Source organism: Stenotrophomonas sp. YJH_SMC_64 (assembly GCF_059371375.1).
The window spans coordinates 69,425-91,027 of record NZ_JCAFUN010000019.1 but is presented as its reverse complement, the minus strand read 5'-3'; the positions used below and the strand labels follow the sequence as shown (position 1 = coordinate 91,027).

Below are 21,603 nucleotides of genomic sequence, written 5' to 3'. Positions count from 1 at the left end.
TTTACGCTGGCCTGAAGGCCAAGGGCAAAGCGAGCAAGGTGGCGCTCGTGGCGGTCATGCGCAAAATGCTGGTGATCCTCAACGCCCGTAAGCGAGACGCCGAGGTGGCCCTCGGCTGCCCCTGACAAGACAGTTGCTACTTTGCTTCGGCGTCGGCCGGGGTGAAGCGCGGCATCGCCGCTGCAGCGCCTTCCTTCTCGGTCGAGCGACCGGCGAACTGGTTGGCGAAGCGCACGTGGCGGGCGAACGGGGCGTCGGCCACCTGCGCCAGCGACGCGGCCAGCGCACCGTTGAAGGCGTCACCGGCACCGGTGGTGTCGATGGCCTGTACCTGTTCGGCGCCCACGCGGTAGTACGGCTGGGTATCGCCGCGCAGGTTCTCGTCGGCATGCGACACGAACACGCCCACCGAACCCAGGGTGACCACCACGGTACCGTTGCCGACCAGCTTGCGGCACAGCGCGTGCAGGCTGGCGCCATCCAGCGCGGCGACGTCGTTGGCATCCACCCGCTCACCGACATGGCGGCCGAGCAGGGCAGCGAACTCGGTCTCGTTCGGGGTGATCACATCGGCCAGCTTGAGCAGGCCGATGGTCGAGGGGGCATCGGCCGGTGCGGTGTTGAGCACGGTGGTGACGCCGGCCTCGCGGGCCGTGGCCAGTGCCGCTTCGATGGTCTGCACCGGCGATTCCAGCTGCACCAGCACCACCCTGGCGCCGGTCAACAGGGCCTGCTGCTGTTGCAGGAAGTCGGTGCTCAGCGCAGCGTTGGCACCCGGGCCGATCACGATGGTGTTGCGGCCACGGGCATCGACGTAGATGCCGGCGGTGCCGGTCGGTTCGCTGCTGGCTTCGGCGATGAGGCCGAAACCATCCTGCGCCGCCAGTTCGCGCGCGGTGGCGCCACCGGCGTCGTCGCCCAGCGCGCACACGAAGTGCGTCTCGGCACCGGCGCGGCAGGCCGCCACGGCCTGGTTGAAGCCCTTGCCACCGGGGCCGGTGCTGTAGCGGCCGGCAATGGTCGCGCCCGGTGCCGGCAGCGACTCGCACCGCCACACGTGATCGACATTGAAGGAACCGACGACAACGACACTGCTGCTCATAGGGAATCTTTTCTCAACCAAGGGTTCAACTGAAGTGCGTCAGCACGCCGGCGATGGTCGCCGTCATGAAGGTGGCAATGGTACCGCCCAGCACCGCGCGCAGGCCGAACTTGGCCAGGTCGTGGCGACGTTCCGGGGCCAGGCCACCGATGCCGCCGATCTGGATCGCGATCGAGCTGAAGTTGGCGAAGCCGCACAGCGCGTAGGTCGCGATCAGGCGACCTTCGCTGGACAGGCTGACGCCAGCCACCTGGCCGTTCACGATCTGCGACAGCTCGGTGTAGGCCACGAACTCGTTGATCACGACCTTCTGGCCGATCAGCGAACCGACGGTGGTGGCATCGGCCCACGGCGTACCGATCACCCAGGCGATCGGGGCCAGCAGGTAGCCGAAGATGGTCGACAGGTTGGTCGGCTTGCCGATCTGCGCAGCCAGGCCGGTCACTTCACCGATCCAGGTCAGCGGGGCGTTCAGCAGCGCGATCAGGGCGATGAAGGCCAGCAGCATCGCGCCGATGTTCAGCGCCAGCTTCAGGCCGTCGCCGGCGCCGGCCGCAGCCGCGTCGATGATGTTGCTGGAGGTCTTTTCGACTTCCATCTTCACCGTGCCGCGGGTGAGCGGGGTGCCGGTTTCCGGGATCAGCAGCTTGGCCACGACCAGGGTGGCCGGCGCGGCCATGATGCTGGCCGCCAGCAGATGCTTGGCGTAGAAGGCCTGCTGCGCTGGGTCGCCGCCGCCAAGCATGCCCACGTAGGCCGCCAGCACGCCGCCGGCGATGTGTGCCATGCCGCCGATCATCATGGTCAGCAGCTCGGACTGGGTCATCCTGGCGATGTACGGGCGCACGGTCAGCGGCGCCTCGGTCTGGCCGATGAAGACGCTGGCGCAGACGCTGGTGGTTTCCGCACCGGATACACGCATGACCTTGGTGATCGCCCACGCCATCACGCGCACGATCGCCTGCATGATGTTCAGGTGGTACATCACCCCCATCAGCGCCGAGAAGAAGATGATGGTCGGCAGCACCTGGAAGGCGAAGATGAAGCCGTAATTCTTGGTGTCCATCAACGAGCCGAAGATGAAACCGGAACCCTCGTTGACGAAGCTCAGCACCTTGACGAAGCCGTGGCCCAGCGCGTCGAACACGTCGCGCCCGCCCGGCACCAGGATCACCAGCGCCGCGAAGGCGATCTGCAGGGTGATACCGGTGGCAACCAGCTTCCAGTCAACCGCGCGCTTGTTATTGGAAAACAACCAGGTGATGCCGATCAGCACCGCCAACCCGAACAGGCCGAAGCCGATCCTGCCCAAACCTTCGACCATGTGAGTGACTCCCCTGGGGCGTCGCGAAAAACGGGAAGCCTAGTGCAGGGCAGGGGCCGGGGCAAGAAAAAGCAGCGTGCGCGCGGCCAACGGTACCGATCAGGCCAGCAACGGCAAGGGCTTGCGGCTGGCGGCGGCAGGTAGAATGGGGGTCGATCCCGGCCCGGATGCGGGCCCGCAGCAGGAGATTCGCATGCAATACCGTCGCCTGGGCTCCACCGGCCTGCCGATTTCCGCCCTTTCCTTCGGCGCCTGGGTGACCTTCGGTGACCAGATCCCGCGTGATGAGGCCCGCAACCTGGTGGCCGCCGCCTGGGATCATGGTGTCAACTTCTTCGACAACGCCGAGGGCTATGCCAACGGCCGTGCCGAACAGGTCATGGGTGACGTGATCGCCGACCTGCGCCTGCCGCGCGACGGTTTCTGCGTGTCCAGCAAGGTGTTTTTCGGCAGCGCCAAGGACCCGCGGCCGACCCAGCGCGGGCTGTCGCGCAAGCACGTGACCGACGCCTGCCACGCTGCACTCAAGCGCCTGCGGGTGGACTACCTGGACCTTTACTACTGCCATCGCCCGGATCCGGACGCGCCGATCGCCGAGACCGTGCATGCGATGGACACCCTGGTGCGGCAGGGCAAGATCCTCTACTGGGGCACCTCGGAGTGGTCGGCGGTGCAGATCCAGCAGGCGCTGGACATCGCCGAGGCGCGCAACCTGCAGGGCCCGTCGATGGAGCAGCCGCAGTACAACCTGCTGCACCGCGAGCGGGTCGAGGTCGAGTACGCGCCGCTGTATGCCGGTGCCGGCCTGGGTACCACCATCTTCTCGCCGCTGGCGTCGGGCCTGCTCACCGGCAAGTACGACCAGGGTATTCCGGCCGATGCACGGCTGGGGCGGGAAGGCATGGAATGGTTGCAGGACCTGGTGCTGGGGGCCGACGCCGGTGCCCGCCTGGGCCAGGTGCGGCGCTTCAGCGAGGTGGCACGCGCGCTGGGCCACGCCCCGGCCACGCTGGCCATCGCCTGGTGCCTGCGCAACCCGAACGTTTCCAGCGTGATCCTCGGCGCCAGCCGGGTCAGCCAACTGCTGCAGAACCTGCAGGCACTGGACGTGCTGGAGCAGGTCGACGCGGCCGGCTGGGCGCAGGTCGAAGCCGTCTTCGCCTGAACCCCGGGGCCGACCGGGCCTCGGGGGCCTCGCTCGGGCCGGTTCGGCCGAGGGAACGGGACGGGAACGCGAACGGGAACGGTAGAGTCGCCTGTCAGTCGACTGCTTCGAATAACCGACTGCTTCGAGCAACAGCAGTCGACCAACAGTCGACTCTACACACCTGCGTCGCCATTTAATTGATGCGATCTATCGGATTACGGAATTCGATCATTAATCCCATCAATCAAATTGAGAATGGTTGTTGATTGTCAACTGAGAATCATTATCATTTAACTCGTCCCTCGCACGAGTCCAGATGCTCATGAATGCTCAACCTGTACTGCTGCGCCCCGAAACACTGACCCTCCGCGATCGTCCGGTCCGCGTCGTTCCGCCGGAAGAGGTCATCGACAGCGAAGCCCTGCTCAAGGGCCGTCGTGAAATCCTGATCCAGCACGGCGACCGCTTCTATCGCCTGCGGCACACCAGCAACGACAAGCTGATCCTGACCAAGTAATCGCGGTCTGGTCGCCCGCCTCCCTCCCTCCTGCCGGCAGCGCCGACAGGGTGGGCGACCCGTCCGCTCCCGCTCTCTCCCCCTCGGTCTACCGCGTGCACCTTCCGGGTGCGCCGGTAACCGGGGGTTCCCCTGCCTGACCGAACGAACCCGATGACCCGCCATACCGCCCTTTGCCTTGCTGTCTGGATGGCGCTGCCGCTGTCCGCCCACGCTGCTGCCACTGCTGCCCCCGATGCGCGCGAATTCGATCGGGTGCAGGTCACCGCCACCCGCACCGAGCGGGCGCTGAGCGACGTGGCGGCCACGGTGGATGTCATCGACCGTGAGCAGATGGACCGGCACCTGGTGCAGGACATCAAGGATCTGGTGCGCTACGAGCCGGGCCTGTCGGTCACCCGCAGCGCGACCCGCTTCGGCCTGGATGGTTTCCGCATCCGTGGCCTGGACGGCAACCGCGTGCGCATCCAGACCGACGGCATCGTCATGCCGACCCGGTTCGACATCGGTTCGTTCGCCAGTTCCAACCGCAACTTCACCGACCTCGATACGCTCAAGCGCGTCGAGATCGTGCGTGGCCCGGCCAGCTCGCTGTACGGCTCCGATGCACTCGGTGGCGTGGTCGCGTTCGTGACCAAGGACCCGGCCGACTACCTCAAGGGCGGCAAGAACAGCTACTTCGGCCTGAAGTTCGGCTACGACGGTGAGTGGAAGGGCCTGCTCGGCGGTGCCACGGCCGCCTTTGGTGGCGACCACTGGAGCGGCCTGGTCAACGTCAACCACCACCAGGGCCAGGAAACGGACAACAAGGGCACGGTACGCAGCGACAACGACACCCGCACCGCGGCCAATCCGCAGGATCGCGACGGCCGCAGCCTGCTCAGCAAGCTGGTCTATGCACCGAGCGAAGACCAGCGCTTCCGCCTGACCGTGGAAGGCAACGAAGACACCACCGACACCAATGTGTTGTCGGCGATTGCCAGCGTTGCACCGCGCCCCGGCGCGATGGCTGCGGCCACTGGCATGAAGTCCCACGACACCCAGAAGCGCAACCGCGTGTCCTTCGCCCACGAGATGGATGCGCTGGACCAGCCGTTCGCCGACAGCCTGCATTGGCAGGTGTACGCGCAGAACAGCGAAACCCGGCAGCAGACCGACGAGACCCGCACCGACGGCACCCGCCGCCACCGCGTGTTCTCCTTCGACCAGCATGCCTATGGCCTGCAGGCGCAGTTCAACAAGGCGTTCGCCACCGGCAGCGTCGAGCACGCATTGACCTACGGTTTCGAAGGCACCCGTACCGAGATACGGCAGAAGCGCGACGGCTATCAGGTCAGCAAGGCTGGCGTGGTCAGCAACACGGTGCTGCCGGACACCTTCCCGGTGCGTGACTTCCCGATCAGCAAGACCACCGAGCTGGGCCTGTATGCACAGGATGAGATGCGCTTTGCCGATGGCAGGCTGTCGCTGGTGCCGGGCGTGCGCGTGGACCGCTACGAGCTGAAGCCGGAAGTGGACAGCATCTTCGCCGAAGACAACCCGACCACGGCCGTGGCGCAGCTGAAGAAGACCAGCGTGTCGCCGAAGCTGGGCATGGTCTGGCGCTTCACCGACGAATGGTCGCTGTTCGCCGGTTATGCGCGTGGCTTCCGTTCGCCGCCGTACAACGACGTCAACATCGGCCTGACCAACGTCGCCTTCCGCTATACCGCCATCGCCAACCCGGATCTGAAGCCGGAAACCAGCGACGGCTACGAACTGGGCCTGCGCTTCATTGCGCCGGCGGCGTACGTCAGCGTCAGCGGCTACTACAACGACTACAAGGATTTCATCCAGTCCAACGTCGATACCGGTCGCAACGCACAGGGTTTGACCGTGTTCCAGTCGCAGAACATCGCCGACGCGCGCATCTATGGCGCGGAAATGAAGGCCGGCATCGAATTCGGCGAACTGAGCCCGGCACTGAAGGGCTGGGCGCTGCGCAGTGCGTTGGCATGGTCGCGTGGTGACAACCGGACCGATGACGAACCGCTGGCCTCGGTCGATCCGCTGCGTGGCACGCTGGGCCTGATGTACGACACCGATACCTGGGGCGTCGAACTGGCCGGTACCTTCGTGCAGCGCAAGAAGCGCCTGCCGCCGCCTGCGGCGCAGACCAATCCGAACGCACCGGCGCCGTTCGTCTACCAGCCGGCCGGCTACGGCGTGCTGGACCTGATGGCGCACTGGAACTTCGCGCCGGGTGCCACCTTCAATGTCGGCGTGTTCAACCTGGCCGACAAGCGCTACATCGAATGGTCGTCGATCACCCCGAGCCTGATCACCGATCGCGCACTGAGCGATCGTTTCAGCAGCCCGGGCCGCACCTTCTCCGCCAGCCTTGCCGTTTCCTGGTGATCTCATGAGCCGAGCCTTGTCCGCACGCAGGAATGACTCCATCGCCGCGCCGAACAGCGCGGCCTGGCCGACCCCGGCACAGCTGGCCACGCTCGGCACCGTGTTGTGCCTGTACCACGCCGACGGCAACGAGCTGGGCGGCTGGCGCCAGGCCGTACGCGTACACGCCTGCCAGGGCGTGGACAGCGAGGGCCTGCGCGAAAGCCTGTGCTTCCTTGATGGACGCGGCCGCTGCGTGTGGCGCCTGTACCTGCTGCCCGACAGCGATTTCCTGGCCTGGGACCGTCTGGTCGCGGCGCTGCCGCCGGGACCGGAACACGACAGCGAGGCGAGCGTTGGCGAACGCCTGTGGCGGCGCCTGGCCGGCCATCTTGGCGGCCAGCGCTGGCGCCTGTGCGCGCTGCGCTTGCATGCCGCCGACGACGGACGCACGCTGGCCGCCAGTCTGTCGACCCTGTCCTCGCTGGGCGCGGCCACCGCGCGCCGCATCGCACGCCTGGAAGGTGCTGAAGGCGAGCTGGCGATCGACGACTGCTGCTGTGCCGACGCCGCCCGGCGTCCGGCGCCCCAGATTCCCGGCGACCTGCCGCTGATCCGCCTGTGACCCTCTCCTGATGGAACGCCCGTTGGCCACGGATGGCCCCTCAATGAATCTGCAACCCCGATGGAAGACCCCGATGAAGCTCCAGACAGCCAGCGCCATGCTGCTGCTCGCCGCCAGCGGCGTGGCCAGCGCGCAGCCCTCCGATATCGCCCGCGACCACGACAGCATCCTCGCCATGCAGGGTGAGTACACCGTGGACTTCGCCTTCGACGAGACCGTGCTGCTGAAGCCGGGCTACGAGCGTGCACCGGCGATGCGCAGCGGCGGCAGTGAAGTGGTCATCGTGGTCGAGGACACCCCGAAGCGCATCGTGCTGCAGCACCTGCTGCTGGATGAAAAGAGCGGCCACATCACCAAGCACTGGCGCCAGGACTGGGTGTACGAAGCACCGAACCGTTTCGAGTTCAGCGCCGACCAGACCTGGAAGGTGCGCAGTATTCCGTCGGCGGTGAACCAGGGCGCCTGGACCCAGTGCGTGTACGAAGTGAGCGACGCACCGCGCTACTGCGGCACCGGCACCTGGACCTACACCAACAACGTGCCGAGCTGGACCAGCGATCTGAGCTGGCGCCCGCTGCCGCGCCGTGAGTACACCAAGCGCAGCGACTACAACGCGCTGGCTGTGGTCAACCGCCATACGCTGACCCCGAACGGCTGGACCCACGAACAGTTCAACACCAAGGTGCAGCGCAACGCCGATGGCAGCCAGGTGGAGATCGCACGCGAGTTCGGCTTCAACGACTACGTGAAGACCACCGAGGTCGACTTCACCCCGGCGCGCAACTACTGGAAGGCCACCGCCGGCTACTGGGCCAAGGTGCGCCAGCGCTGGGATGGTTTCCTGACCCAGGCCCCGGGCGTGCACCTGAAGACCAGGATCGACGGTATGGCGATGATCATTCCGCTGTTCACCCAGGCCGAAGAGATCCAGTCCGGCAAGAAGGTGAAGGACAAGCAGATCGACGAAGTGTTCGCCAAGTACGTGGAAAAGGCCCAGTAGATCCACGCCATGCGTGGATGTGCTTGTTCCTTGAATACTGGGAACGCCGTCATGTGCTTTTGGTAGGTGCCGAGCTTGCTCGGCACGCTTTCCGCGGCGACTGACGCGGCGTCCGCGCGTGGCACCGGACGGAATGGGGTATTGCGCGCAAAAATATGACGCATTTAGCCTCACTTTGCCCCAAGGCCGCTTGCTGGCTCTTGCGGATGCGGTAGGGTGGCGGCCCACGCACCCATTTGTCATCGTGGTCAATGAAACTCTCCGACCTCTGCCGCCCAGCCGGCGCGAAGATGTTCCTGGCATCCAGCCTTGCCGATTTCGAGCTGCACGCGGAAGGGCGTGCTGCTCCTTGACGACTTCTACAATTCGGGTTCCGCGAATCGCGTTTGGAAACCGGCGCCGGCACGAATGCGGCAGAAGCGCCTCGGCTGAAGTCCACGCCGTAGTCTCCGTGTTCGAAGGTGCTGGCCTGGCCGGGGGATTACGACGTGGTTGGTGTCTCTGCAAATCCAACGCCTGGAAATGAGGCTTGCTGATGGTCGTTCCAGAACGCCAGATGTTCGATACCTATCTGTCCGATCCGCAGGTCTACGATCGTCTTGAGCAGCATATCCACGACCACTTCATGACGGGAATCAACGCGGCAAGCCTGCGCATTGAAGACTTCCGCAGCCCGCACTACAACACGTTCTTCGTCGATGGCACTAAGGATCGCGATGCCAACCCGATCTTCTCCGCCAAGCACCTGCCCAGCGGCAACATCGTTCGTATCGTCATTTTTGACAGCCCGCCTGAATACAGCGAAGTCCGTAAGCGGGTAGGGGATAACGAGGAGAAGGACGAGCTCTGCCTGTTCATAACGCTTCTGGGCGTGCAGCGCGCGATGAGCACGACCGTGGCCTGGGCCCAGCAACAGGCGTCCATCATCCCGGCCACTCGTCAGTAGACCCACGCCATGTGTGGATGCGCTTAGGTGGAGCGCGCAGCGTACAGCCGGCCCCACCCGCAGCGTGTCACGGCCGCCTCAGGCCTCGCGCAGCGCCAATGCCGGCGGCGTATGCAGGATCGCCCGCGTACCCCACCAGCCTGCCAGCAGGCTCAGCCCGATGCCGACCACGCCGCCGATCAGCAGGCCCGGCCACGGCGGCAGCAATGGCAGCTCGAACACCTTCTGCGAGACTGCCACGCCGATGGCGGCCGCCGCGCCCACCGCGAGCAACGCGGCCAGCGTCCCCAGTGCGCCGAACTCCACGAACACCGCACCGCGCAGCTGGCGCCGGGTCGCGCCCAGCGTGCGCAGCACCGCGCTGTCGTAGCGACGCTCGCCCGCCGTGGCCTGCAGCGCGGCCAGCAGCACCAGCACGCCGGCCAGCAGGCTGAACACCATCACCAGCTGCACCGCCTGTGCCACCCGCTCCATCACATCGCGCACCTGCGAGATCACCGCGTCCACGTCCAGCAGCGACAGGTTGGGCTGCGCGCGCACCAGCTCGCCCAGTCCGGCTGCCTTGCCGGCCGGCAGGTGGAATGCCGACAGCAGGTTGTGCGGTGTATCGCCCACCGCGTTCGGGTTCAGCAGCACGAAGAAGTTCGGCCGGAAGGTGTTCCAGTCGGCCTTGCGCACACTGGTCACGGTGAACTCGCGCTCCTGCTCGCCTACTGCAATGGTGATGCGGTCGCCCGGATACACGCCGTAGCGCTTGGCCCAGCCGATCTCAACCGACGCCTCCGATGCCGTGCTGTCGGGCGTCCAGAAGGTGCCGTTCATCAGCGTGTTGGCCGGCGGGAAGCTGCTGCGCCAGCTGAAGTTCAACGGCCGGTTCTCGTCGTCATCATCGCGCTGACCTTCGCCCTGTGCCGCTTGTCCGTCCTGACCGGGCTCGCGATCCACGCGCAACGGCGGCTTGCCGTTGATCGCGATCAGGCGGCCGGTGGCCATCGGTTCGATGCTGGCGTCGTTGGCGCCCAGTCCACGCAGCGCGGCCAGCACGCTGTCGCGCTGTTCGGGCTGGATGTTGATCAGGAAGTAGTTCGGCGTGTCCGCAGGCAGTCGCTCGCGCCACTGCTGCAGCAGGCCGGGGCCGGTCACCGCCAGCAGCAACAGCGCGCACAGCGACAGCGACAGCCCGACCAGCTGCATCACCGCCAGCATCCGGCGCCGGGTCAGCGCCGCCAGGCCCAGCCGCCAGTGGCCGTGCAGACGGTGCTGCAGGCCGCGCAGCAGCTGCAGCAGCACGAAACCGACCACGCCGGCCGCCACCGCCAACGCGGCCAGGCCGCCCAGCACCCACAGCGCCAGCTTGAGATCACCGGTCACCTGCACCGCCAGCAGCAGGCTGGCCGCCAGCGCCGCTACGTAGGCCAGCAGCGAGGCCGGGGGCAGGGCGGCGAAGGAGCGGTTGAGCACGCGCATCGGCGGCACCCCGCGTAGGCGCAGCAGCGGCGGCAGGCCGAAGCCGAACAGCAGCAACAGGCCGATGCCGGCGCCGGTCAGCGCCGGCATCGCTTCCGGCAGCGGCAGGCGCTGCGGCACCAGGCTGCCCAGTACCTGCACCAGGCCTTCCTGCGCGGCCATGCCCAGGCCGATGCCGAGCGCACAGGCCGGCACCGCCAGCATCAGCAGCTGCAGCGCCAGGCCAAGCAGGATGTCGCGCTGGCGCGCGCCCAGGCAGCGCAGGATCGCCACCTGGTCGATGCGGCGCAGGGCAAAACGGTTGGCCGCCAGCGCGGTCGCCACGCCGGCCAGCAATACCGCCAGCAGCGCGCTCAGGCCGAGGAAGCGCCCGGCAAGATCAAAGGCCTGGCGCACGCCGCGCTGGGTGTCGTCCACGCTCAGCAGGCGAAGGCCTTTCACCTGTGGCAGCAGCCACTGGCGCAACGCGGCAACCTGGTCGGCGGAGCCGGCGAACATCAGCCGGTAGTTGATGCGGCTGCCGGGGCCGAGCAGGCCTGTGCCTTCCACATCGGCGCGGTTGACCAGCAGCGTGGGGGAGAGCGTCAGCAGGTCGCCGCCGGCATCCGGCTCGGCCTCGATGATGCCGGCGATGCGCAGCGTGCCGGCGCCGAATTCGAGATCATCGCCGGCCTTCAGTCCCAGCCCCTGCAGCAGGCGCGGGTCGGCATAGGCCTGGCCCTTGGGCGGCATGCCGGCGTTGGCGATCAGCGCGCCACCGGGCGTGCTGCGCACCCGCAGCGTGCCACGCAGCGGATAGCCCGCCTGCACCGCCTTGATGCTGGCCATCTGGCTGGCATCACCGTTGAACAGCACGCTGCCGAAGCTGGCGATGCGGGTGAAGGCCAGTCCACGCCGCTGCGCCTCGTCGGCGAATGCCTGCGGCGGGCCATCGCGCCCGGCGATGCCGAGGTCGCCGCCGAGCATCTCCGCCGCGCTGCCGGTCAGTGCCAGGTTGACCCGGTTCACCAGCGTGCCGACCGCGGTCATCACCGCCACGCCCAGCACCAGTGCGGCGAACACGGTCAGCAGGTCGCCGGCCAGCGCCTCGCGGCGCAGTGCGCGCCACGCGTGCCGCAGCAGGTTCATGCCTGCGCCCCGCGCTCGACCGGCAGCAGGCGGCCGTCGTCGATGCGGTGGATGTACTGGCAACGCTGGGCCAGGCGCAGGTCGTGGGTGACCAGCACCAGGGTGGTGCCGCTGCCGGCGTTGAGTTCGAACAGCAGGTCGCTGATGTGCTGGCCGGTGGCGTGGTCCAGCGAGCCGGTTGGTTCGTCGGCGAACAGGATGCGCGGGCGGGTGACGAACGCACGTGCCAATGCCACACGTTGTTGCTCGCCGCCCGACAACTGGCGCGGATAGTGGCGGGCGCGATGGGCCAGCCCGACCTGGGCCAGCACTTCATCGACCCGCGCCCGGTCTTCGCGCCCGGCCAGTTCCAGCGGCAGCGCGACATTCTCGGCGGCGGTCAGCGCCGGCAGCAGGTGGAAACTCTGGAACACGAAGCCGATCTCACGCGCGCGCAGCTGGGCGCGGGCCTCCTCGTCCAGCGCCGACAGGTCCTGGCCAGCCAGCGCGATGCGGCCGCGACTGGGCAGGTCCAGCCCGGCCAGCAGGCCAAGCAGGGTGGTCTTGCCGGAACCGGAGGCGCCGACGATGGCCACGCTGGTGCCTTCATGGACCGTCAGGGTGATGTTGTCCAGTATGTGGACTTCACCCTCCGGGCCCTGCACGGACTTGCCGACCTGGTCGACGGCGATGGCGATGGCGACGGGCGCGCTGCGGGGGGACAGGCTGTCGATGAGGAGACTCCAATGCGCAAGACGGGATGGAGCCGGCGAGCCGGCGCGATGATGGTGCTGCTGCTAGGGTTCCTGCTGTTGCCGGGGCTGGCCTGTGCCAAAGGTCCGGCCGGCACCGTGCTGGTGCTCGGCGACAGCCTCAGTGCTGCCCACAATATCCCTGCCGACGCCGGCTGGGTCAGCCTGCTGCAGCAGCGGGTCAGGCAGCAGTCGAAAACCCCGGCGCGCATCGCCAACGCCAGCATGAGCGGCGAGACCACCGCCGGCGCACTCACCCGCCTGCCGGCCCTGCTGGCGAAGGAAAAGCCGACCGTGGTAGTGATCGCCCTTGGCGGCAACGATGCACTGCGCGGGCTGACCCCGGCGCAGGTGCAGGACAACCTGGGAAAGATGGTGCAGGCCAGCCAGAAGGCCGGCGCGAAAGTGCTGCTGCTGGGCATTGACGTGCCGCCCAACTACGGGCCGGCCTATCGCCAGCGCCTGGCGGCGGCCTACAGGGCGCTGGCCACGCAGTACAAGGTGCCGCTGCTGCCCTTCCTGCTGGAGGGGGTGGCCCTGCAGCCGGGCATGATGCAGGCCGACGGCCTGCACCCGACCGCACAGGCGCAGCCAAAGGTGCTGGACAACGTCTGGCCGCTGCTGAGGCCGCTGCTCTGAACCGTTTGTTTACCTCTTGACGGAACTTCACATCGCGTCCACCGTCGATCCGGCATGTTTCACAAAGCTGAAGTTAGAGGGAATCACATGCGTCAGACGAAGGAGACCTCCGGCTTGGTGCTGGTGGTCGAAGACAACCGCAACATCTCCGAGATGATCGGGGAATACCTGGAAGGTCGCGGCTTCGAAGTCGACTATGCACAGGACGGCCTGGATGGCTACCGCCTCGCGGCGGAGAACAGCTATGACGTCGTGGTGCTCGACTTGATGTTGCCGCGCCTGGATGGCATCGAAGTGTGCCGTCGCCTGCGCAACGATGCGCGCAAGTCCACCCCGGTGCTGATGCTCACGGCACGCGACACGCTGGACGACAAGCTCACCGGCCTGGGTTTCGGTGCCGATGACTACCTGACCAAGCCGTTCGCGATCCAGGAGCTGGAAGCCCGCCTGCGCGCGCTGATCCGTCGCGAACGTCGCCAGGTCGGTTCGGAAGTGCTGAAGGTGGCCGACCTGGTGCTCGATCCGGTCAGCATGCGTGCGACCCGTGCCGGCACCGAGCTGCAGCTTTCGCCGATCGGCCTGCGCCTGCTGACCATCCTGATGCGCGAATCGCCGCGCGTGGTCACCCGCCAGGAGATCGAGCGCGAGATCTGGGGCAATGGCCTGCCGGATTCGGACACCCTGCGCAGCCACCTGTACAACCTGCGCAAGATCATCGACAAGCCGTTCGACCGTCCGCTGCTGCACACCGTGCAGAGTGCCGGCTACCGCATTGCCGACATCGCCCAGCCGATGGCCTGAGCAGGATACTCGCCGGTGCAGCAGCAGGCCCGGCCGGGTTGTGGCCACGTACGAGGGCAGGGCATGACCGGTCGGCACTGCCGCCGGTCATCGCCCATGCACCCGCACGGCGTGGCGCGCTGCCTATAATCGCAGCGCTCTGACCGGGACTCCGCAATGCCGCACGGCCTGCCGCGCAAGATCCGTATCGCCTTCATCCTGCAGGCAGTGTTGGCCAGCCTGGGCATCCTGCTGGGTGCGTGGCTGGTCTCGCTGGTGATCAAGCACAGCCTGGTGGGCGCTGCCCTGCGCGAAGAGGCGGCGTACTACTGGACGCTGCACGAAGCGTCCCCGGTGCAGCCACCGCCCAATACCCAGAACATCCGCGGCTACCTGCTGGAAAGCGGGCAGTCGGCACTGTCGTTGCCGGCCAACCTGCGCAATCTGGAGCCCGGCTTCCACGAACTGCCCAAGGACGACCAGCTGGTGCTGGTTGATGTGCGCCCGGCTGGCCGCCTGTACCTGGTGTTCCTGCGCTCGCGCGCAGAGATGCTGGCGTTCTGGTTCGGCATCGTGCCGGTGCTGCTGACCCTGTTGGCGGTGTATGGCGCCAGCTGGGTGACCTACCGCGCGTCCAAGCGCCTGGTGTCGCCGGTGAACTGGCTGGCTCGGCGCGTCTCGCGCTGGGACCCGGGGCATCCGGAAGCGGCCGACCTGGAGCCCAACAAGCTGCCGGCGGACATGCAGGGCGAGACCCGGCAGCTGGCGGCCGCGTTGCACTCGCTGGCCAACCGGGTCAGCGCGCACGTGGCACGCGAGCGCAACTTCACCCGCGATGCCAGCCATGAACTGCGCACGCCGCTGACCGTCATCCGCGTTGCCAGCGACATGGCACTGGGTGATGAAAGCCTGCAGCCTCGCCTGCGCCGCAGCCTGCAGCGCATCCAGCGGGCTGGCCGCGACATGGAAGCGGTGATCGATGCGTTCCTGATCCTGGCCCGCGAGGCAGACGTCGAACCGCAGATCGAGCTGTTCGACGTCAACGACATCGTCCGCTATGAAGTGGACAACGCCAACGAACTGCTGGGGGCTCGCCCGGTGTCGGTGCACCTGCACAGCGATGGCCCGGTGCAGCTGCATGCGCCGCCGCGGGTGCTGCAGGTGGTGGTCAGCAACCTGGTGCGCAATGCATGCAGCTACACCGACGAGGGGCGCATCGACGTGCATGTGCACAACGATCGGGTGGTGGTGCACGATACCGGCATCGGCATGTCCCCCGAAGCGCTGTCACGGGCGTTCGAGCCGTTCTATCGCGCCGAACCCAGCCGGCCGCAGGGTACCGGCCTGGGCCTGTCGATCGTACGCAGGCTGTGTGATCGCTTCGGCTGGAAGGTCAGCCTGGCCAGCGAGCCGGGCCAGGGCACCGAGGCAACGGTGATCTTCCGGTAGAGGGATTTTGCCGGGCTGCGCCCGGCACCCGCCGAGGCAACATCAACATCAAAAGCGGGCATTCCGTGGAATGGCGGGGCGGTGTGGGTTTGCAGGACACGCCGTAAACCCCCCTCCGGGGTCCGGCCCAGCCGCTGGCGGCTGTGCGTTCGGGCGCTTGCGAAGCAGTGCTTCGCAAGCAAAGCGCCCTCACCCATGGGGGCTCGATGGCGCCATCCATGGCGCCAACGGTCCTGCAAACCCACACCGCCCCGCCTTCGACAGTTTCCCGCGATCCGCAGTACATCCACGCCATGCGTGGATGGGGTTGCTCAGTTGCAGTTGACCTTCGGCGCCAGCGCCCTGGTCCAGATCGCATACCCGGCCGGGGTCATGTGCAGCATGTCTTCGCGGAACAGCTTCGCATCCGGCTGGCCATCCGCGCCCAGCATCGGCGTGTAGATATCGGTGAAGCCGGTGTTGGGCAGCTTGGCCAGCGCGGCCTTGATCAGCGTGTTGGCCTCGTTGATCGCCGGCAGCAGGTGCGCCCGCGACGGGCTCGGCTTGATCGACAGGTACTCGACCTTGGTCTTCGGCAGGTCGCGATGCACGCGCTGCACGAAGGCGACCACGTCGTCGCGCACCTGGGTCGGGGTGCGGCCGCTGTTGAGGTCGTTGTCACCGGCGTAGAAGAACACCTTGCACGGCGCATACGGCACCACGATCTGGCCGGCATACCAGGTGCTGTCACGCACTTCCGAGCCGCCGAAACCGCGGTTGAATACAGGCTGGCCGGGGAAGTCGGTGGCCAGGCTCTCCCAGAAGCGGATGGAGGAGCTGCCGATGAATTCGATGCCACCGCGGGGCGGCGGGTTGGCCTGGTCGGCGCTGGCGAACCGGGCCATGTCGCCGGCCCAGGCCACGTTGGAGACCTGTTCGGGTACCCGGGGCGACGTGGTCGGGCCCAGGGCCTGGGCCAGCGGTGCGGCGGTCAGCAGGCCCAGCATCAGCAGGCAGGTACGGCGACGGGACATCAGGCGCTCCAGCAGGGAAGGGAACGCCATCATAGAAGCTGGGGCGGGCCGGGGCTTGCCCCTGGCGGTCCATTCACCGGGCCGGCGCCGGGATGCGGCTGGCGGCCTTGTGGCAAAATGGCGGCCATCTGCCTATTCCTGTGCACCCATGATTCCCTGCCGTGCGTCTGAGCGGTCGCTGCGCCGCGCCCCTGTTGCTGGATGTTCCACCCGTGGCTGATCAGTTCGGCCATCTGCCGCGCGGCCCGCGCCGCATCTTCCAGGCCGCCCGCTGGTCCTGGCAGGGCCTGCGCGCCGCCTGGCTGCACGAATCGTCGTTCCGGCTGGAGGTCTACCTGCTGATCCTGCTGGCGCCGGTCGCGGTCTGGCTGGGGCAGACGCCGGTCGAGCGTGCGCTGATGATCGGTTCGATGCTGCTGGTGCTGGCGATGGAACTGGCCAACTCGGCGATCGAGGCGGTGATCGAACGTTACGGCAGCGAAATCCACGAGTTGGCTGGCCGCGCCAAGGACATGGGCTCGGCGGCGGTGTTCGTGCTGATGATGAACGTGCTGTTGTGCTGGGCCCTGGTCGTGGTTCCACACGCGCTGGCCGGCAGCTACGGCTGAAACCCCATTCCCCCACTGCCTTGAAGAGATTCCATGTCCTTTGAGTTCCTCGCCGACCCCAATGCCTGGGTAACCCTGTTCACGCTCAGCGCGCTGGAAATCGTGCTCGGCATCGACAACCTGGTGTTCATTTCCATCGCGGTCAGCAAGCTGCCGGAAGAGCGTCGCCCGTTCGCACGCAAGCTCGGTATCGCCGTGGCCTGCATCACCCGTATCGGTCTGCTGGTGTCGCTGGCGTATCTGGCGCACATGGCGGCCAACCTGTTCACGGTGGCCGGCATGGGCATCTCCATCCGTGACCTGGTGCTGATCGTCGGTGGCCTGTTCCTGATCATCAAGGGCTGCATGGAGATCAAGGAACTGATCAGCGGCGGCGAGGATGAAGATCCGAGCACCACCAAGGCCTCGGCCGTGTTCGGCTACGTGATCGCGCAGATCGCGGTGATCGACATCGTGTTCTCTCTGGACTCGGTGATCACCGCGGTTGGCATCGCCGACCACATCCCGGTCATGGTCGCCGCCATTCTGCTGTCGGTGTTGGTGATGCTGCTGGCCGCCAACCCGCTGGGCCGCTTCATCGACGCCAACCCGACCGTGAAGATGCTGGCGCTGGCCTTCATCCTGATGATCGGTGCGGTGCTGATCCTGGACGGCCTGGACGTGCACGTGCCCAAGCCCTACATCTACGCCGCGATGGGCTTCTCGGTGCTGGTGGAATGGCTGAACCTGCTGATGCGCCGTCGCGCCCGCGAGCACAACGTGCCGGGCGCCGGCAACTGGTAAGCGCCTCTGGCATGTAAGTCCCTCAGACCCCCCGGCCCGGCCGGGGGTTCTGCGTTTGTGGGGGCACGGCTCTGCTACGGCGCTGCGGTTTTTGCACTTGTAGCGGGTTTCCGTGCCCCACTTGTGAACCAGGATCAACAGTGTTTTCCCGGGGCGAGGCTTAATCCGCCACATCAAAGCGCGCAGGCTACGCACTCCCGAATCCCTCCCCCAGGACCCCCCCCATGAATTCCAGAGCCGCCTTGCTGGCGCTTGCCGTCGGCGCCTTCGCCATCGGAACCACCGAGTTTGCGCCGATGGGCCTGCTGCCCGTCATCGCCGACGGCGTGGGCGTGGGCATTCCCACTGCCGGCATGCTGATCACCGCTTACGCCGTGGGCGTGATGCTGGGCGCACCGGTGATGACCCTGCTGATGGGACGGTTCGGCAAGCGCACTGCGCTGATGCTGCTGATGTCGATCTTCGTGGTCGGCAACCTGCTCTCGGCACTGGCCCCGAACTACGGCCTGCTGTTGCTGTCGCGCCTGGTCACCAGCCTCAACCACGGTGCCTTCTTCGGCATCGGTGCGGTGGTTGCCGCCAGCCTGGTGCCGAAGGACAAGCAGGCCGCCGCCGTGGCCACCATGTTCATGGGCCTGACCATCGCCAATATCGGTGGCGTGCCGCTGGCGACCTGGGTGGGCCAGCAACTGGGCTGGCGCCTGTCCTTCGCCGGTACTGCAGTGCTGGGCCTGATTGCGATCACCGCGCTCGGCTTCGCGCTGCCGGCATCTGCACCGGGGCCGCGCCCGGACGTGCGCCGCGAACTGAAGGCCATCCTGCAGCCGCAGGTACTGCTGGCGATGGGCACCACGGTGCTCGGCGCGGGCGCGATGTTCACTCTGTACACCTACGTGGCGCCGGTGCTGACCGAACTGACCGGCGCCTCCAACACCTTCATCGCGATGTCGCTGGCCCTGATCGGTATCGGCTTCACGTTTGGCAATGGCATCGGTGGGCGCATGGCCGACTGGTCGCTTGATGGCGCGACCCGCATCCTGCTGGCGGTCCTGGCCGTGCTGATGTTCGTGCTGCCGCTGGCCTTCATGCACCACGCCACTGCGGCGCTGGGCGTGCTGCTGTTCGGCGCGGCGACCTTCGCCATCGTGCCGCCGCTGCAGATCCGGGTGATGCAGGCGGCGAGCGAGGCGCCGGGCCTGGCGTCATCGATCAACGTGGGTGCGTTCAACCTGGGCAATGCGGTGGGTGCCGCGCTGGGGGGTGCGGTGATCAGCTCGGGTTTGGGTTACGCGGCGATTCCGGTGGCCGGTGGCCTGCTGGCGGCATCGGGGCTGCTGCTGGCGTGGCTGGGGCGTCCGCGCACTGCGGTGGCTGAGGCCTGCTGAGGGGAGAGGGTTTCCGGCAGGGCTTGCAGCCCTGCACCCGCTGCAATCAACGTCAACGTCAAAAGCTGGTTACCCGTGGGGTGGCGGGGTGGGTCCGGTGGCGGGGGACGCCGTAAACCCGTCCCTGGGGGCTTGGCCGCGGCATCCATGCCGCGGACACCCCCGCCACCGGACCCACCCCGCCTTCGACAATTTCCCGCGGTCTGCCGGAACGGCGTCCCGCTCTGGTAGGTGTCGACCTTGGTCGACACGAATGCCTGAAGAACCGCGTTTTGCTTTTGATTTTTTTCTTTTGATCTTCCCGCGGTGCCCAGGAAATTGTCCGTGGCCGGGAGGGTGGGTTGGCTGGGGGCGTGAGCCGCATGGATGCGGCGATCGAGCTTACATGGACGTACTTGCAGCGCCCCCCAGCCAACCCACCCTCCCGGTCGACCCCGATAACGCTTCCTCGCCAACCACCGCCTCGCCAACCACCGCGGAGGGGGCGGCGCCCGATGGCCGGTCTTTCACCCGAACCGTGGCATGCTCGGTGCCCAGTCCACCCGGAACCTCCGCCATGCGCCTGTTCACCCGTGTCCTGCCCCTGATGCTGCTGGCCTCCCTGCTGTCCGGCTGCGGCTACAACGCCATCCAGCAGAAGGATGAAGCGGTCAAGGCCAGCTGGTCCGAAGTGCTCAACCAGTACAAGCGCCGCGCCGATCTGGTGCCCAACCTGGTGCAGACCGTGAAGGGCTTCGCCAGCCAGGAAGAGCGCGTGCTGACCGAAGTCACCAACGCCCGCTCGCGTGTTGGCCAGATCAACGTCAACGCCGACGACGAAGCCTCGCTCAAGCAGTTCCAGCAGGCCCAGGGTGAACTCGGCAGCGCACTGTCGCGGCTGCTGGTGGTCACCGAGAATTACCCGGTGCTGAAGTCGGACCAGAACTTCCGCGACCTGCAGGCCCAGCTGGAAGGCACTGAAAACCGCATCACCGTCGCCCGCGGCCGCTACATCCAGCAGGTGCAGGACTACAACACCTACATCCGCTCGTTCCCGCAGGTGATCACCGCCAAGCTCTTCGGTTACAAGACCAAACCGAACTTCACCGTGGAAAACGAAGCGCAGATCTCCAACGCGCCGGCGGTCGATTTCGGCAGCGCGCCGCAGCAGCAGCCGGCACCGCAGCCGGGCCACTGACCCATGCGCCTGGCCACTGCGCTCCTGGCCCTGCTGCTATGGCTGCCGCTGGCATCGCACGCCCAGCAGCTGGCGCCGGTTCCGGCGCTGGATTCGCCGGTGGTCGACACCACCGGCACGCTGGATGCCGCGCAGAAGCAGGCGCTGGTGCAGCAGGCGATTGAGCTGCAGCAGCTCAAGGGCAGCCAGCTGCAGGTGCTGGTGGTGCCCACCACCCAGCCGGAGGACATCGCGCAGTACACCACGCGGGTCTTCGATCAATGGCAGATCGGCCGCAAGGGCGTGGACGACGGGGTGCTGCTGGTGGTGGCCAAGGACGACCGGCGCGTGCGCATTGAACCCGGTTATGGTCTGGAGGGAGCGATTCCCGATGCCATCGCCAACCGGGTCATCCAGGAGTACCTGGTGCCGCGCTTCCGCAGCGGCGACTACGCCGGTGGCATCACCGACGCCACGGCGGTGCTGGTCAAGCTGATCGACGGGGAAGCGCTGCCGGCGCCGGTCAGCGGCCATCGCGGGCGTGAGCCCAGCGGCGGTGGCGATACCTGGTTCCTGGCGCTGTTCATCGGTGTGTTCGCCGGCAGCATCCTGCGCGGGATCTTCTCGCGCGTGCCGCGTCCGCTGCGTGGCCTGCTCGGCGGTGCCGGTGCGGCGCTGGCGGCATTCCTGTTCACCTCCACACTACTCGCCAGTGGCCTGGCTGGCGTCGTGGGCCTGATTGTTGCCATGCTCTCCGGTCACCCGGGCCGCTTTGCCGGTGGCGGTGGCTGGGGCGGTGGCAGCTGGGGCGGCGGAGGCGGCTTCGGCGGGGGCGGTGGATTCGGCGGCGGCGGCGGTTGGGGCGGCGGCGGTGGCCGCTCCGGCGGTGGTGGTGCTTCGGGGGGCTGGTGATGATCCAACGACTGTGTCGTCATGTATTTTCGCCGTCGGTACGGCGCGCGTTCCCGCCGGCCACGCTGCAGGCGATCACCGAGGCCATCGCAGCCGGTGAGCAGCGCCACGGTGGCCAGGTGATGTTCGCGGTGGAAGCGGACCTGCCGCTGGCCGCGCTGTGGCACAAGGTCACCCCGCGCCAGGCCGCCGAACATGCCTTCGCGCGCCTGCGCACCTGGGATACCACCCACAACAACGGTGTGCTGATCTACCTGCTGCTGGCCGACCACGCCATCGAGATCGTCGCCGACCGTGGCCTGCAGGGCCGGGTCAGCCCGGCACAATGGCAGCGGGTCTGCACCCACCTGCGCGAGGGCCTGCGTGGCTCCCATCCGGTGGAAGCGCTGCAGGATGCCATCGACGAGGTTTCCAGCCTGATCGAAGGGCACTTTCCGGCCTCGACCCGGTCGAACGACGACGCGTTGCCGAACTCGCCCCAGCTCCTTGGTTGAGCCGGGGCGGCACTGGCCCGA

The 21,603-nt window shown here is 67.2% G+C and carries 20 protein-coding genes and 1 pseudogene; 16 read left to right on the top strand and 5 right to left on the bottom strand.

All coding sequences use genetic code 11. The annotated features are described in order from the left end of the window. Positions 1 to 125, top strand: a pseudogene (locus tag AC5P9L_RS19220) (IS110 family transposase); the annotation flags it as partial. A gap of 11 nt (positions 126 to 136) precedes the next feature. On the opposite strand, the gene AC5P9L_RS19215 reads toward AC5P9L_RS19220, so the two are convergent. Further along, positions 137 to 1,102, bottom strand: a complete 966-nt coding sequence (locus tag AC5P9L_RS19215; RefSeq protein WP_005408114.1) for a ribokinase — start codon at positions 1,100 to 1,102, stop codon at positions 137 to 139. Positions 1,103 to 1,127: 25 nt separating this feature from the next. Continuing rightward, a complete protein-coding gene (locus AC5P9L_RS19210) occupies positions 1,128 to 2,426 on the bottom strand; it encodes a NupC/NupG family nucleoside CNT transporter (RefSeq protein ID WP_005408115.1) in 1,299 nt (432 codons plus the stop codon). Between the two features lie 193 nt (positions 2,427 to 2,619). On the opposite strand from AC5P9L_RS19210, the gene AC5P9L_RS19205 reads away from it, so the two are divergent. The 6 genes from AC5P9L_RS19205 (at position 2,620) to AC5P9L_RS19180 (ending at position 9,037) form a co-directional block, all read left to right on the top strand. Next, complete coding sequence (locus AC5P9L_RS19205; protein WP_024957304.1) at positions 2,620 to 3,591, top strand: aldo/keto reductase; 972 nt, start codon at positions 2,620 to 2,622, stop codon at positions 3,589 to 3,591. A 304-nt stretch (positions 3,592 to 3,895) separates the two neighbouring features. After that, positions 3,896 to 4,090 (top strand): hemin uptake protein HemP, encoded by a 195-nt coding sequence (gene hemP / locus AC5P9L_RS19200; RefSeq protein WP_005412278.1) that lies wholly within the window; start codon positions 3,896 to 3,898, stop codon positions 4,088 to 4,090. 153 nt (positions 4,091 to 4,243) lie between these two features. Next, complete coding sequence (locus AC5P9L_RS19195) at positions 4,244 to 6,487, top strand: TonB-dependent hemoglobin/transferrin/lactoferrin family receptor (protein WP_278252950.1); 2,244 nt, start codon at positions 4,244 to 4,246, stop codon at positions 6,485 to 6,487. Between the two features lie 4 nt (positions 6,488 to 6,491). Beyond that, positions 6,492 to 7,091 (top strand): ChuX/HutX family heme-like substrate-binding protein, encoded by a 600-nt coding sequence (locus AC5P9L_RS19190; RefSeq protein ID WP_005408118.1) that lies wholly within the window; start codon positions 6,492 to 6,494, stop codon positions 7,089 to 7,091. A gap of 73 nt (positions 7,092 to 7,164) precedes the next feature. Beyond that, entirely contained in the window at positions 7,165 to 8,091 is a 927-nt protein-coding gene (locus AC5P9L_RS19185) for a DUF6607 family protein (protein WP_049397451.1), read from the top strand. A 529-nt stretch (positions 8,092 to 8,620) separates the two neighbouring features. Further along, on the top strand, positions 8,621 to 9,037 hold the full coding sequence (locus tag AC5P9L_RS19180; protein ID WP_087802802.1) for a hypothetical protein: 417 nt from the start codon (positions 8,621 to 8,623) through the stop codon (positions 9,035 to 9,037). Positions 9,038 to 9,115: 78 nt separating this feature from the next. Here AC5P9L_RS19180 and AC5P9L_RS19175 read toward each other — a convergent pair whose 3' ends face one another. Both AC5P9L_RS19175 and AC5P9L_RS19170 read right to left on the bottom strand, forming a co-directional pair. Continuing rightward, positions 9,116 to 11,632 (bottom strand): ABC transporter permease, encoded by a 2,517-nt coding sequence (locus AC5P9L_RS19175; protein WP_087802801.1) that lies wholly within the window; start codon positions 11,630 to 11,632, stop codon positions 9,116 to 9,118. Beyond that, positions 11,629 to 12,276, bottom strand: a complete 648-nt coding sequence (locus AC5P9L_RS19170; protein WP_060381120.1) for an ABC transporter ATP-binding protein — start codon at positions 12,274 to 12,276, stop codon at positions 11,629 to 11,631. Before AC5P9L_RS19170 ends, AC5P9L_RS19175 begins: the two co-directional genes overlap by 4 nt. A gap of 81 nt (positions 12,277 to 12,357) precedes the next feature. On the opposite strand from AC5P9L_RS19170, the gene AC5P9L_RS19165 reads away from it, so the two are divergent. The 3 genes from AC5P9L_RS19165 (at position 12,358) to AC5P9L_RS19155 (ending at position 15,231) form a co-directional block, all read left to right on the top strand. Then, positions 12,358 to 13,002, top strand: a complete 645-nt coding sequence (locus AC5P9L_RS19165; protein WP_043035719.1) for an arylesterase — start codon at positions 12,358 to 12,360, stop codon at positions 13,000 to 13,002. A gap of 87 nt (positions 13,003 to 13,089) precedes the next feature. Then, positions 13,090 to 13,803: a response regulator transcription factor gene (locus tag AC5P9L_RS19160; protein ID WP_002811889.1), complete on the top strand. Its 714-nt coding sequence runs from the start codon at positions 13,090 to 13,092 to the stop codon at positions 13,801 to 13,803. Between the two features lie 156 nt (positions 13,804 to 13,959). Next, a complete protein-coding gene (locus AC5P9L_RS19155) occupies positions 13,960 to 15,231 on the top strand; it encodes a sensor histidine kinase (protein ID WP_005412286.1) in 1,272 nt (423 codons plus the stop codon). Between the two features lie 311 nt (positions 15,232 to 15,542). On the opposite strand, the gene AC5P9L_RS19150 is transcribed toward AC5P9L_RS19155, so the two are convergent. Next, on the bottom strand, positions 15,543 to 16,244 hold the full coding sequence (locus AC5P9L_RS19150; RefSeq protein WP_099523284.1) for an SGNH/GDSL hydrolase family protein: 702 nt from the start codon (positions 16,242 to 16,244) through the stop codon (positions 15,543 to 15,545). A gap of 212 nt (positions 16,245 to 16,456) precedes the next feature. On the opposite strand from AC5P9L_RS19150, the gene AC5P9L_RS19145 reads away from it, so the two are divergent. The 6 genes from AC5P9L_RS19145 (at position 16,457) to AC5P9L_RS19120 (ending at position 21,582) form a co-directional block, all read left to right on the top strand. Then, positions 16,457 to 16,852 (top strand): diacylglycerol kinase, encoded by a 396-nt coding sequence (locus AC5P9L_RS19145; RefSeq protein ID WP_005408126.1) that lies wholly within the window; start codon positions 16,457 to 16,459, stop codon positions 16,850 to 16,852. Between the two features lie 33 nt (positions 16,853 to 16,885). Continuing rightward, positions 16,886 to 17,635, top strand: a complete 750-nt coding sequence (locus AC5P9L_RS19140) for a TerC family protein (RefSeq protein WP_005408127.1) — start codon at positions 16,886 to 16,888, stop codon at positions 17,633 to 17,635. 224 nt (positions 17,636 to 17,859) lie between these two features. After that, a complete protein-coding gene (locus AC5P9L_RS19135) occupies positions 17,860 to 19,020 on the top strand; it encodes an MFS transporter (protein ID WP_012479186.1) in 1,161 nt (386 codons plus the stop codon). A 556-nt stretch (positions 19,021 to 19,576) separates the two neighbouring features. Further along, positions 19,577 to 20,197, top strand: coding sequence for a LemA family protein (locus AC5P9L_RS19130; protein WP_065183608.1), 621 nt, complete (start codon positions 19,577 to 19,579; stop codon positions 20,195 to 20,197). Between the two features lie 3 nt (positions 20,198 to 20,200). Next, positions 20,201 to 21,088, top strand: a complete 888-nt coding sequence (locus AC5P9L_RS19125) for a TPM domain-containing protein (RefSeq protein ID WP_100443153.1) — start codon at positions 20,201 to 20,203, stop codon at positions 21,086 to 21,088. Then, positions 21,088 to 21,582: a TPM domain-containing protein gene (locus tag AC5P9L_RS19120; protein WP_032966445.1), complete on the top strand. Its 495-nt coding sequence runs from the start codon at positions 21,088 to 21,090 to the stop codon at positions 21,580 to 21,582. Before AC5P9L_RS19125 ends, AC5P9L_RS19120 begins: the two co-directional genes overlap by 1 nt. Positions 21,583 to 21,603: the final 21 nt, after the last annotated feature.

What these genes read in the sequence shown, in the direction of transcription:
- AC5P9L_RS19155 (WP_005412286.1), top strand. Translation starts at nt 13,960, where the DNA reads ATGCCGCACGGCCTGCCGCGCAAGATCCGTATCGCCTTCATCCTGCAG.
- AC5P9L_RS19190 (WP_005408118.1), top strand. Translation starts at nt 6,492, where the DNA reads ATGAGCCGAGCCTTGTCCGCACGCAGGAATGACTCCATCGCCGCGCCG.
- AC5P9L_RS19125 (WP_100443153.1), top strand. Translation starts at nt 20,201, where the DNA reads ATGCGCCTGGCCACTGCGCTCCTGGCCCTGCTGCTATGGCTGCCGCTG.
- AC5P9L_RS19150 (WP_099523284.1), bottom strand. Translation starts at nt 16,244, where the DNA reads ATGTCCCGTCGCCGTACCTGCCTGCTGATGCTGGGCCTGCTGACCGCC.
- AC5P9L_RS19195 (WP_278252950.1), top strand. Translation starts at nt 4,244, where the DNA reads ATGACCCGCCATACCGCCCTTTGCCTTGCTGTCTGGATGGCGCTGCCG.
- AC5P9L_RS19160 (WP_002811889.1), top strand. Translation starts at nt 13,090, where the DNA reads ATGCGTCAGACGAAGGAGACCTCCGGCTTGGTGCTGGTGGTCGAAGAC.
- AC5P9L_RS19175 (WP_087802801.1), bottom strand. Translation starts at nt 11,632, where the DNA reads ATGAACCTGCTGCGGCACGCGTGGCGCGCACTGCGCCGCGAGGCGCTG.
- AC5P9L_RS19215 (WP_005408114.1), bottom strand. Translation starts at nt 1,102, where the DNA reads ATGAGCAGCAGTGTCGTTGTCGTCGGTTCCTTCAATGTCGATCACGTG.
- AC5P9L_RS19210 (WP_005408115.1), bottom strand. Translation starts at nt 2,426, where the DNA reads ATGGTCGAAGGTTTGGGCAGGATCGGCTTCGGCCTGTTCGGGTTGGCG.
- AC5P9L_RS19135 (WP_012479186.1), top strand. Translation starts at nt 17,860, where the DNA reads ATGAATTCCAGAGCCGCCTTGCTGGCGCTTGCCGTCGGCGCCTTCGCC.
- AC5P9L_RS19185 (WP_049397451.1), top strand. Translation starts at nt 7,165, where the DNA reads ATGAAGCTCCAGACAGCCAGCGCCATGCTGCTGCTCGCCGCCAGCGGC.
- AC5P9L_RS19140 (WP_005408127.1), top strand. Translation starts at nt 16,886, where the DNA reads ATGTCCTTTGAGTTCCTCGCCGACCCCAATGCCTGGGTAACCCTGTTC.
- AC5P9L_RS19165 (WP_043035719.1), top strand. Translation starts at nt 12,358, where the DNA reads ATGCGCAAGACGGGATGGAGCCGGCGAGCCGGCGCGATGATGGTGCTG.
- AC5P9L_RS19120 (WP_032966445.1), top strand. Translation starts at nt 21,088, where the DNA reads ATGATCCAACGACTGTGTCGTCATGTATTTTCGCCGTCGGTACGGCGC.
- AC5P9L_RS19130 (WP_065183608.1), top strand. Translation starts at nt 19,577, where the DNA reads ATGCGCCTGTTCACCCGTGTCCTGCCCCTGATGCTGCTGGCCTCCCTG.
- AC5P9L_RS19205 (WP_024957304.1), top strand. Translation starts at nt 2,620, where the DNA reads ATGCAATACCGTCGCCTGGGCTCCACCGGCCTGCCGATTTCCGCCCTT.
- hemP (WP_005412278.1), top strand. Translation starts at nt 3,896, where the DNA reads ATGAATGCTCAACCTGTACTGCTGCGCCCCGAAACACTGACCCTCCGC.